The organism is Nocardioides sp. P4_G10, assembly GCF_056401175.1.
The window spans coordinates 1-1,507 of sequence record NZ_JBFUJV010000047.1; the positions used below are offsets into that span (position 1 = coordinate 1).

At 77.8% G+C, this 1,507-nt stretch carries 1 protein-coding gene; it reads right to left on the minus strand.

Annotated elements, in window-relative coordinates; translation table 11 throughout:
- A partial coding sequence (locus tag AC1DP1_RS23175) for a hypothetical protein (protein ID WP_477508848.1) occupies positions 1 to 1,507 on the minus strand: 1,507 nt, incomplete at both ends.

Below are 1,507 nucleotides of genomic sequence, written 5' to 3' on the forward strand. Positions count from 1 at the left end.
GGCCAGCACCGGCAGGGCGTCGGAGAGGGTCGAGACGACCAGCAGCGTGGCAGCGACGCTCGCCAGGCCGGCCGCGAGCGCCATYACCACGACCTGCAGGCGGCCGGCGGCGTGCTGGTCGGACCGGCGTACGCCGACGAGACGCAGCACCGCGCGCTCGTGGGTGCGCTCGCGTCGCAGCCTCGCGGCCGGCAGCACGACGGCCAGCAGCCCGAGCAGCGCGCCCCCGGCAGCGAGCAGCGCGAACCGCCTCGCGACCCCGTCGTCGGCGGCCTCGACGACCTCGCGCGAGAGCTCGGGGCCCTGACGGGGCGTGCCGACCTGGGTCAGCACGCTCTCGGGAGTGTCCGCACGAGCGAGGACCAGCGGCTCGGCGCGCGCCACGGCACCGGTGCCCGGGACCACGGAGGTCGGCAGGTCGAGCACGGTGCCCGCCGCGCCGACCACGGGCAGGGCGTCGGCGGTCGCCAGGACGCGGGCCGGGCGGGCCATGCCACCGGTGGTCGGGGCCTCCGGCGCGTCAGGCCACTCCACGCTGCTCGTGGCGAGGATCGGGGTGGCCCAGGGCGACCTGTCGGTGGTGAGGTAGCTGGTGCCGGCGCTGCTCGGCCGGACCCGGAGCCGTCCGGGCGTGGCCGCGACCTCGCCCGGGGGTCGCTCGTCGGGCTCGGCCAGCACCCACGGGCGGGCCAGCAGGTCGAGACCGCCGAGGTCGAGCTCGGTCAGGGTGAGGGCCGGCCGCTGGCAGAAGGGCTGGGCCCAGGTGTCGTCGTTGCAGGGGGCGCCGATGGCGACCTCCATGCCGGTCACCCGGCAGCCGGTCTCGCACCGGACGAGGTCGGCGGACACGGTCGTCGGCGTCCCCGGCGTCGGCCGGGCGAAGACGGTCTGGCGGCCCGAGCCGGACGGGCTCACCGTCAGCACGTCGAGGCGCAGGGGGCGCGGGCGGGAGCCGGCGAGGTCGAGGCGGACGGTCATGCGGCGTCCGGTGGTGGTCGGTTCGGGATCGGTCGCGGCGGCAGCGTCGCCGAGGTCGGACACCTCGGCGGAGCCGTCGGCGGCGGCGGTCCCCGCCAGCCGGTCACCCACGACCCGCTCGTAGCGGGCGCTGTCGAGGTAGACCCGACGCGAGATCGGCCGGTCGTCCTCCAGGACCCGGATCGCGGCCATCAGCCACTGGCCGTCCGGGTCGGCCTTGCGGGTCGCCTCGAGCAGTCCGTCGGCAGGGCCGTCGTACGACACCACCAGGGGCGTCGCGGACGTCACGAGCGAGGTGTCGCGCGTCCAGTCGTGGACGGCCAGCGCCGTGTTGGCGGCGCAGCCGAGGAGCACGGCCGAGCCGACCAGGACGGGGAGACCGGTCGCGGCCCGCGGCAGCGCGAGGCGGTGGCCGGCGAGCGACGGCCCGAGGCCGGGACGCCGGGCGAGCCGGCTCGCGACCAGCCGCACCACCGCGGTCGCCAGCAGGCCCGCGGCCAGGCCCACCACCACGGGGGCGGTGAAGGCC